Origin of the sequence: Parageobacillus caldoxylosilyticus NBRC 107762 (assembly GCF_000632715.1) — a bacterium.
Classification (GTDB): domain Bacteria; phylum Bacillota; class Bacilli; order Bacillales; family Anoxybacillaceae; genus Saccharococcus; species Saccharococcus caldoxylosilyticus.
Window position 1 is genome coordinate 48,512 of the sequence record NZ_BAWO01000043.1, and the last position, 8,178, is coordinate 56,689.

At 44.7% G+C, this 8,178-nt stretch carries 7 protein-coding genes; all 7 read right to left on the reverse strand.

Annotated elements, in window-relative coordinates; genetic code table 11:
* Positions 1-13: 13 nt before the first annotated feature.
* On the reverse strand, positions 14-700 hold the full coding sequence (gene ispD, locus GCA01S_RS11605) for a 2-C-methyl-D-erythritol 4-phosphate cytidylyltransferase (RefSeq protein ID WP_042410144.1): 687 nt from the start codon (positions 698-700) through the stop codon (positions 14-16).
* A 23-nt stretch (positions 701-723) separates the two neighbouring features.
* Entirely contained in the window at positions 724-1,818 is a 1,095-nt protein-coding gene (locus GCA01S_RS11610) for a PIN/TRAM domain-containing protein (protein ID WP_042410146.1), read from the reverse strand.
* A gap of 112 nt (positions 1,819-1,930) precedes the next feature.
* On the reverse strand, positions 1,931-3,304 hold the full coding sequence (radA, locus tag GCA01S_RS11615; protein WP_017434044.1) for a DNA repair protein RadA: 1,374 nt from the start codon (positions 3,302-3,304) through the stop codon (positions 1,931-1,933).
* Between the two features lie 82 nt (positions 3,305-3,386).
* A complete protein-coding gene (gene clpC, locus GCA01S_RS11620) occupies positions 3,387-5,822 on the reverse strand; it encodes an ATP-dependent protease ATP-binding subunit ClpC (protein ID WP_017434045.1) in 2,436 nt (811 codons plus the stop codon).
* Positions 5,822-6,910, reverse strand: a complete 1,089-nt coding sequence (locus tag GCA01S_RS11625) for a protein arginine kinase (RefSeq protein WP_017434046.1) — start codon at positions 6,908-6,910, stop codon at positions 5,822-5,824. The genes clpC and GCA01S_RS11625 overlap by 1 nt, the downstream gene beginning before the upstream one ends.
* Before the next feature lie 4 nt (positions 6,911-6,914).
* Positions 6,915-7,463 (reverse strand): UvrB/UvrC motif-containing protein, encoded by a 549-nt coding sequence (locus GCA01S_RS11630; RefSeq protein ID WP_017434047.1) that lies wholly within the window; start codon positions 7,461-7,463, stop codon positions 6,915-6,917.
* Positions 7,464-7,477: 14 nt separating this feature from the next.
* Positions 7,478-7,939 (reverse strand): CtsR family transcriptional regulator, encoded by a 462-nt coding sequence (locus GCA01S_RS11635; protein ID WP_017434048.1) that lies wholly within the window; start codon positions 7,937-7,939, stop codon positions 7,478-7,480.
* Positions 7,940-8,178: the final 239 nt, after the last annotated feature.

Below are 8,178 nucleotides of genomic sequence, written 5' to 3' on the forward strand. Positions count from 1 at the left end.
GTTCCCCCTCCCGTTATAAACTGGCGCGGCTCGATAAAATCGCTTCCGCAAACAATAGGTCATCCGGTGTCGTTAATTTAATATTGCGGTAATCGCCTTCCACAATCTTTACTTTTCCGCCGATTCGCTCGACGAGGCTGGCATCGTCCGTGCCGATATAACCTTCCTTTTTTGCTTGCTCATGTGCCTGTAAAATGAGAGAAACATGAAAAGCTTGTGGAGTTTGTACAGCCCACAAGCTAGAACGTTCCATCGTCTCTTTCACAAACTGTCCGTGGACTTTCTTGATCGTATCTTTGACGCGAACCGCCGGAACCGCTGCGCCATACTCATTTGCTGCTGTTACTAATTCATGAATGTGCTCCACGGTAACGAATGGACGGGCGCCATCGTGAATAAGGACAATATTGCTGTTTTTGAGCGCTTTCAGCCCATTGTACACGCTATGCTGCCGCTCTTTGCCGCCGTTGACCACTGCGATAATTTTGTTGAGATGAAAGCGGGAAAATAATTGTTCAAATCGGGTTCTTTCCGCTTCGTTAATCACCACAATAATGCCGTCGCACCATTCATCGCTGTCAAACACTTTCAATGTGCGCACGATCAACGGTTCATGACGAAGCTCAATGAACTGTTTATTCACTCCCGCTCTCATTCGCTTTCCTTGCCCAGCTGCTGGAATGACTACCTCATACTTCATTGCCGTTTCCCCTATTCATTTGTTTAAAGTGCTTTTTGCAACAGTTTTAGCTTGGCAAAAATCATTCTCCCTGCAGATGTTTGTAACACGCTCGTCACCAATACGTCAACCCGTTTGCCAATGTACTCTTTTCCATCCTCGACGACGATCATCGTGCCATCATCTAAATACGCTACTCCTTGATTATGCTCTTTGCCATCTTTGATGACATGGACGTTTAATTCTTCCCCAGGCAGAACAACCGGTTTCACCGCATTGGCTAAATCGTTAATATTAAGAACACGCACATTTTGCAGCTCACATACTTTATTTAAATTAAAATCGTTCGTAACGACAACTCCTGATAACAATTTTGCTAACTTCACCAGCTTGCTGTCGACTTCCTGAATATCATCAAAATCGCCTTCATAAATTTCTACTTTTATATCCAATTCTTTTTGGATGCGATTTAAAATGTCCAGCCCGCGGCGGCCGCGGTTGCGTTTCAACACATCGGAAGAATCGGCAATATGTTGCAATTCTTCCAGCACAAAGCGCGGAATGACAATGGGTCCTTCTAAAAAACCAGTTTGACAAATGTCTGCAATCCGACCGTCAATAATGACGCTTGTATCTAAAATTTTCACTGAACCGCCCTTTGGCTGCTCTGCCTCTCCTTCTCCACTTTTTCTCTTCGCCATTCGGTTAGAAAGAGAAAATAAGTTCATTAATTCATGCCGTTTGCTAAAACCAACGCGGAATCCTAAATAACCGAGCAAAATCGTCAAAAAGATTGGCAGAACCGTATTGACAACTTGAATGTGAAACGATTGCAGCGGCATGACAACTAAAAATGCGATAATAAGGCCAAAAATAAGCCCTAAACTGCCAAACAATAAATCGGCAACAGGCACTTTAACGAGCGATTCTTCCATCCAACGAATCATATCAACTACATAATCGACTAGCCAAAATGTCAACATAAAGAAAATAATTGCCCCTAATATTGCCAATGTATAGGAATTATTTAAGAGCGGGACAGTGCTTATATGCATGATCCGCAATAAATCAGGCAAAAAAACAGCACCTAATGTTCCTCCGACAACAAGAAAAAATAGCTGCACGATCCGCTTTACCATGTCTGGATCTTCACCTCCCTATTTAACATTATAAACAGTTTCCAATGTTTGAAACCAATAATAGCATAGTTTTTAATGTTTTTTAAACATTTGGCATAGGTTTGTAACGATTTTACTGCAACGTATGCTCGAGCGCCTCGGAAACGTGGGATACACCAATGACCGTTATATGCTTAGGAGGATTCCAGCCCGTTAAGTTGTTTTTTGGAATAATAATACGAGAAAAGCCTAATTTGACGGCCTCTTGCACGCGCTGTTCGATGCGGGACACGCGGCGCACTTCCCCGGTTAAACCGACCTCGCCGATAATCACATCAGACGGATTCGTCGGCTGGTCGCGAAAGCTGGAGGCAATGCTGACGGCGATCGCCAAATCAATCGCTGGTTCATCCAATTTGACTCCTCCTGCCACTTTCAAATAGGCATCTTGATTTTGCAAAAGCAGACCTACCCGCTTCTCTAATACCGCCATCAACAAAGAAACACGGTTATGGTCAATACCGGTTGCCATCCGCCGCGGATTGCCAAAGCTCGTTGGCGATACTAACGCTTGAATTTCGACTAATACAGGACGAGTTCCTTCCATCGCCGCGACAACCGTTGAACCCGCCGCACCGCGGGAGCGTTCTTCCAAAAACACCTCTGAAGGATTTTCGACTTCGGCAAGCCCTACATCCCTCATTTCGAAAATGCCAATTTCATTGGTAGAACCAAACCGGTTTTTTACCGCCCGCAAAATGCGATACGTATGATGCCGCTCCCCTTCGAAATAAAGAACAGTATCAACCATATGCTCTAAAATTCGCGGACCGGCAATGGCACCCTCTTTCGTCACATGCCCGACGATAAAAACAGCGATTCCTTTCGTTTTCGCGATTTTCATTAATTCTGCCGTGCATTCGCGCACTTGCGCCACACTTCCCGGAGCAGATGTAATATCAGCGCGATACACGGTTTGAATAGAGTCAATGACCACACAAGCAGGGTGAATATTTTCTATTGCTTCTACAATATATTCCAAATCTGCCTCCGCTAACACATACAATTGATCGGAGACCACATGGAGGCGGTCAGCGCGCAGCTTCATTTGCTTAATCGATTCTTCGCCTGATATATACAATACTTTATGCTGCATCGCAGCAAGCTGCGCAGAAACTTGCAACAAAAGCGTTGACTTTCCAATACCAGGATCCCCGCCGATTAACACGAGCGAACCTTTTACAATTCCTCCGCCTAATACGCGGTTAAATTCGGACATATTCGTTTGCATGCGCGGCTCCTGCGTGGTCGTTACGGTAGTAATCGGCACCGGTTTAGCCAAGGCATCAGATGCAGAATGGACAAACACTCCTCTTGTTGCCGGCTTTACTCGCTCTATTTCTTCGACCAGCGAATTCCAAGTGTTGCATCCCGGACATCTTCCAAGCCATTTCGCTGATTCATAGCCGCATTCTTGACAAACAAATTTCGTTTTCTTTTTCCCCATCGAAAAAACCCTCTCTTTTTTTACATTGAAACAAAAAGGTATGGGCAATGGAGCTGCCGCATACCTTTCGCAAAAACTTTGATTACATTACCGCTTGTTCTGATAATACAACGAATTCTCCGTCTTTAACATCGACAATGACTTTTTGTCCTTTTGCAATCGTTCCTTTTAACAGCTCTTCCGACAAACGGTCTTCGATATGTTTTTGTAGAGCGCGGCGCAGTGGGCGAGCACCATACTCTGGGTCATATCCTTCCGAGGCAATTTTTTCAATCGCCGCATCCGTCAGCTCTAAATCAATATCTTGCTCTTTTAAGCGTTTGATTAATGTGTCTGCCATCAGTCTGACAATTTGTTTTAAATGTTGTTTTTCGAGCGAATGGAAGACGATAATTTCATCAATTCGGTTTAAAAACTCCGGACGGAACGCTTTCTTTAACTCATCCATGACTTTTCCTTTCATGTCTTTGTACTTCTGATCTTCATCTTGGACGCTAAAGCCGACGTATTTATTCCGTTTCAACGCGTCCGCGCCGACGTTCGACGTCATGATGATAATCGTATTACGGAAATCTACCGTTCTTCCTTTCGAATCGGTTAAACGACCGTCTTCTAGCACTTGCAGCAAAATGTTAAATACGTCCGGATGGGCTTTTTCCATTTCATCCAGCAATACGACCGAATACGGCTTGCGGCGCACTTTTTCGGTCAGCTGGCCGCCTTCTTCATATCCGACATAACCAGGAGGCGATCCGATTAAACGGGACGTCGAGTGTTTCTCCATGTATTCCGACATATCGATGCGGATAAGAGCGTCTTCATCGCCGAACATCGCTTCAGCAAGCGCTCGGGCCAGCTCCGTTTTTCCAACCCCAGTCGGTCCAAGGAAAATAAATGAGCCGATTGGACGTTTTGGATCTTTTAATCCAGCACGGGCGCGGCGCACTGCTTTTGCTACGGCTTTGACGGCCTCGTCTTGCCCAACGACACGCGAATGTAAAATTTCTTCTAGTTTCAGCAAGCGCTCGGTTTCTGTTTGCGCCAATTTTGAAACTGGGATTCCTGTCCAGCTCGATACGACCATGGCAATGTCCTCGACCGTTACTTCCGAATTTTCTTGGCCTTGCTTTTCCTTCCATGCCCGTTTTGTTTCTTCTAGTTCTTCACGCAGCCGTTGCTCCATATCACGCAAGGAAGCCGCTTTTTCAAATTCTTGGCTTTGTACTGCAGCATCTTTTTCTTTCCGGATTTCCTCCAGTTTTTGTTCCAGTTCTTTTAATTTCGGCGGAGCGGTAAAGGAACGAAGACGGACTTTTGAGCAAGCTTCATCAATTAAGTCAATCGCTTTATCCGGGAGAAAACGATCTGTAATATACCGGTCGGATAATTTGACCGCTTGAATAATCGCTTCATCGGAAATAGAAACACGGTGATGCGCTTCATAACGGTCACGCAGCCCTTTTAAAATTTGAATCGATTCTTCCACCGTTGGCTCGTCAACATAAATCGGCTGGAAGCGGCGTTCTAGTGCTGCATCCTTTTCAATATATTTGCGGTATTCATCCAATGTCGTCGCACCGATACATTGCAGCTCCCCGCGAGCAAGAGCCGGTTTTAAAATGTTCGATGCGTCGATCGCGCCTTCTGCTCCGCCGGCGCCAATCAAAGTATGAAGCTCGTCAATGAACAGAATGATATTCCCCGCCTGACGAATTTCATCCATCACTTTTTTCAAACGATCTTCAAACTCGCCGCGATATTTCGTACCGGCTACGACCGTTCCCATATCCAGCGTCATCACCCGCTTATCGCGGAGCGTTTCCGGCACTTCATTGTTGACAATTTGCTGCGCAAGCCCTTCAGCAATTGCCGTTTTCCCTACACCAGGCTCCCCGATCAACACCGGGTTATTTTTCGTGCGCCGGCTTAACACTTCAATTACGCGCTGAATTTCTTTGCTTCGGCCAATAACAGGGTCCAATCGACCTTCGCGGGCAATCGCCGTTAAATCGCGGGCCAAGCTGTCTAATGTCGGCGTGCTGACATGGGAAGCACCGCTTCCTGAATGGCCCGAAACCGATTCGTTGCTTCCGAGCAGCTGCAATACTTGCTGGCGCGCTTTATTCAAGCTGACTCCCAAGTTGTTAAGTACACGGGCCGCCACCCCTTCGCCTTCGCGAATAAGACCAAGCAAAATATGTTCGGTGCCCACATAGGAATGGCCAAGTTTTCTCGCTTCGTCCATGGATAATTCAATAACCTTTTTCGCCCGCGGTGTATAGTGAATCGTATGGGAAACTTCTTGTCCGCGACCAATCAGCGACTCCACTTCTTTTTGAATTTTTTCCGGCCCAAGTCCCAACGCCATTAATGCTTTCGCTGCGATTCCTTCCCCTTCGCGGATCAGCCCTAACAAAATATGTTCCGTGCCAATATTGTTATGGCCCAGGCGTATCGCTTCTTCTTGGGCTAGCGCTAATACTTTTTGCGCCCGTTCCGTAAATCTGCCAAACATCATTATTCATCACCCTCCATATTTTTTCTCTCTTCCATTTTTAGACGTTCCCGTATTAATGCCGCTCGACGAACATCCCTCTCCTCTGGTCTCAGCGCACCGCCGGCGTATTGTTGCAAAAACCCAGGCTGCGTCAAAATCATTAGCTCATTTAAAATATTGCGCGAAATATTTTTAATGTATCCTAAATCAATTCCTAAACGCACGTCGGACAAACACTGCGCCGCTTCTTTCGATTCAATCATCCGACAGTTGGCCAATATTCCATACGAGCGGAATACTCTGTCTTCTAATTTTATGTTTAAAGTTTTGACTAATGCCTCCCTTGCCATTCGCTCTTGGGCGATTAATTGCTTAACGATGCTTTGTAAATCTTCGACAATATCTTCCTCTGATTTTCCTAATGTAATTTGGTTTGATATTTGAAATATATTACCTAAAGCCTCACTTCCTTCTCCGTATGTTCCGCGTACTACCAACCCCAATTGATTAATAGCTGGAATAATGCGGTTGATTTGCTGTGTTAAAACGAGGGCAGGAAGGTGCATCATCACAGAGGCGCGCATCCCTGTCCCAACGTTGGTTGGGCAGCTTGTTAAATAGCCGAGTTTTTCATCGAAGGCATAATTCACATGCTCTTCAATCCAATCATCCAGCTCATTCGCTGCTTCCAATGCTTCGGTTAATTGCAACCCTGGAAATAAGCATTGAATGCGAATATGGTCTTCTTCGTTAATCATAATACTCACTTCTTCATTTTCCGATAGCAGGCAAGCACCGAATGGCGAATCTTCTGCCAAATGTGGGCTAATTAGATGTTTTTCTACTAATACCCTTTTTTCAATCGGCTGAAGCTCTGACATTTTTAACAATTCAAAACGTCCGACCGAATGATAAGAGCGATGGGCAAATGTCTGTTCGAATAGGGAAACAATTTGTTGTGCCTCCTCGCTGCTAAACACGGTTGGGAAACGGAAGTCAACGATGTTTCGTGCCAAACGGATACGGCTGCTTAACACGATATCGGAATCAGGACCTTCCTGGCTCATCCAAGAACTAACGGCCGTATTAAAAAACTTTTCAAATGACATACCGCTACATTTCCCCCTCTCCACGCTGACGCAGCTGATATTCCAAAGAACGAATTTGGTCGCGGACTTCTGCCGCCTTTTCAAATTCCTCTCTCGCTACAAGTTCCTGCAGCTTTTGTTTTAGGACGAAGATTTGTTTGCGCAGATGAAGCACTCCGCCTTTTCGTTTCGGTATTTTCCCGGAATGGGTCGTATTTCCGCTATGAAGTCTTTTTAATATTGGGGGCAAATATCGCGCAAATGTCCGATAACAGTCGGAGCAGCCAAAACGCCCGATTTGGGTGAATTGATGATAGGTCATTTTACATGTTTCACATTGTAAAATATCCGGGCCTGAGAACGTATTGGTGGTCATTTCTTTCATCGGCGTTTGGAAATTAAGCAATCCGGCTAATAGATTGTTTAAAGAAAAATCATCGTTTTCGTAAAACATAAACATATCGCCATGCTCTTTCGCGCATTGTTCACAAAGATGAAATTCGGTTTTTTCGCCGTTGATAATTTTCGTAAAATGCATCGTCGCTGGTCTTTGTTTACACTCTTGACATATCAACGCGGTCCCCTCCCCTATTTGTATTTCAGCGATGTTAACATCGCTTTGAGCATGCGCGCCCGCAGCTCATCCCGCTGCGGCAAATCGATATATAAAACAGAGCGATCCATCACGCTTAACATAATCTTTGCTTCCCGCTCAGAAATGACTTTTTCCTCGACAAGGCGTTCAATGATATCTTCTGCATTGGATTGGCTGATGCGGTGTCCGACTAATTCCAACAATTGATCGATTAATTGCGCCTCGCTTTTCGTTTTCACTTTCATAATGCGGATATAGCCGCCGCCTCCACGTTTGCTTTCGACAATATACCCTCTCTCGAGCGTAAACCTTGTATTGATCACATAATTAATTTGTGATGGAACGCACTGAAATTTATTAGCAATTTCACTGCGTTTAATCTCGACAATGTCTTCGTCGCTCATATTTAATACCTGTTTTAAATATTGCTCAATGATATCAGAAATATTTGGCACTCTACCCTCCTCCTTAACAATCAAAGTTGACTTTGACTATATTTGACCTTACCTCTACTATATAGTGTATTACAAAAAAATGCAAGAGTTACCGACAAAAATGACTAGTCATAGGATATCCTTTTTTGCCAAAAATGAAACACCAATATCGGTTTTACATATGGTCAAGGAAAGAAAAATAAACAAATGAGGCAAAAAAAGAAGCATGCCCTTCATAAGAAAGACATGCTTCTTCATCC